A 1749-nucleotide genomic window follows, 5' to 3' on the forward strand; every position below is an offset into this window, starting at 1 on the left:
GACGGGTGGCTGGTCGTTGTTTGAGAACTGCACAGTGGACGCGAGCATCTGTGGCCAAGTTTTTAAGGGCGCACGGTGGATGCCTTGGCACCAGGAACCGATGAAGGACGTGGGAGGCCACGATAGTCCCCGGGGAGTCGTCAACCAGGCTTTGATCCGGGGGTTTCCGAATGGGGAAACCCGGCAGTCGTCATGGGCTGTCACCCGCTGCTGAACACATAGGCAGTGTGGAGGGAACGCGGGGAAGTGAAACATCTCAGTACCCGCAGGAAGAGAAAACAACCGTGATTCCGGGAGTAGTGGCGAGCGAAACCGGATGAGGCCAAACCGTATACGTGTGAGACCCGGCAGGGGTTGCGTATGCGGGGTTGTGGGATCTCTCTTCTACGGTCTGCCGGCCGTGGGACGAGTCAGAAACCGTTGATGTAGGCGAAGGACATGCGAAAGGTCCGGCGTAGAGGGTAAGACCCCCGTAGTCGAAACATCAGCGGCTCGTTTGAGAGACACCCAAGTAGCACGGGGCCCGAGAAATCCCGTGTGAATCTGGCGGGACCACCCGCTAAGCCTAAATATTCCCTGGTGACCGATAGCGGATAGTACCGTGAGGGAATGGTGAAAAGTACCGCGGGAGCGGAGTGAAATAGTACCTGAAACCGTGTGCCTACAAGCCGTGGGAGCGTCGGAATGGAGCTTGCTCCATTCTCGTGACTGCGTGCCTTTTGAAGAATGAGCCTGCGAGTTTGCGGTGTGTTGCGAGGTTAACCCGGGTGGGGAAGCCGTAGCGAAAGCGAGTCCGAATAGGGCGTTTCAGTAGCACGCTCAAGACCCGAAGCGGAGTGATCTAGCCATGGGCAGGTTGAAGCGGAGGTAAGACTTCGTGGAGGACCGAACCCACCAGGGTTGAAAACCTGGGGGATGACCTGTGGTTAGGGGTGAAAGGCCAATCAAACTCCGTGATAGCTGGTTCTCCCCGAAATGCATTTAGGTGCAGCGTCGTGTGTTTCTTGCCGGAGGTAGAGCACTGGATAGGCGATGGGCCCTACCGGGTTACTGACCTTAGCCAAACTCCGAATGCCGGTAAGTGAGAGCGCGGCAGTGAGACTGTGGGGGATAAGCTCCATGGTCGAGAGGGAAACAGCCCAGAGCATCGACTAAGGCCCCTAAGCGTACGCTAAGTGGGAAAGGATGTGGAGTCGCACAGACAACCAGGAGGTTGGCTTAGAAGCAGCCACCCTTGAAAGAGTGCGTAATAGCTCACTGGTCTAGTGATTCCGCGCCGACAATGTAGCGGGGCTCAAGCGTACCGCCGAAGTCGTGTCATTCGTACATATAGGGCCAACGCCTGTACGGATGGGTAGGGGAGCGTCGTCTGCCGGGTGAAGCAGCACCGGAAGGTAGTTGTGGACGGTTGACGAGTGAGAATGCAGGCATGAGTAGCGATACAAACGTGAGAAACGTTTGCGCCGATTGACTAAGGGTTCCTGGGTCAAGCTGATCTGCCCAGGGTAAGTCGGGACCTAAGGCGAGGCCGACAGGCGTAGTCGATGGATAACCGGTTGATATTCCGGTACCCGCTGTGAAGCGTCAAACATCGAGCATCGTGATGCTAAGGCCGTGAAGCCGTTCCGGACCCTTCGGGGAAAGGAAAGTGGTGGAGCCGCCGAACCAAGCGGTTAGTAGGTGAGTGATGGGGTGACGCAGGAAGGTAGTCCATCCCGGGCGGTGGTTGTCCCGGGGTAAGGGTGTAGG

1 rRNA gene is annotated in these 1749 nt (G+C 57.4%); it reads left to right on the forward strand.

Annotated features, from left to right (window positions below):
* Positions 1 to 52 precede the first annotated feature (52 nt).
* Positions 53 to 1749, forward strand: a 23S ribosomal RNA gene (locus tag ACZ7L0_RS43900); the annotation flags it as partial.

The sequence above is a fragment of the Streptomyces sp. NPDC039424 genome, assembly GCF_055639495.1.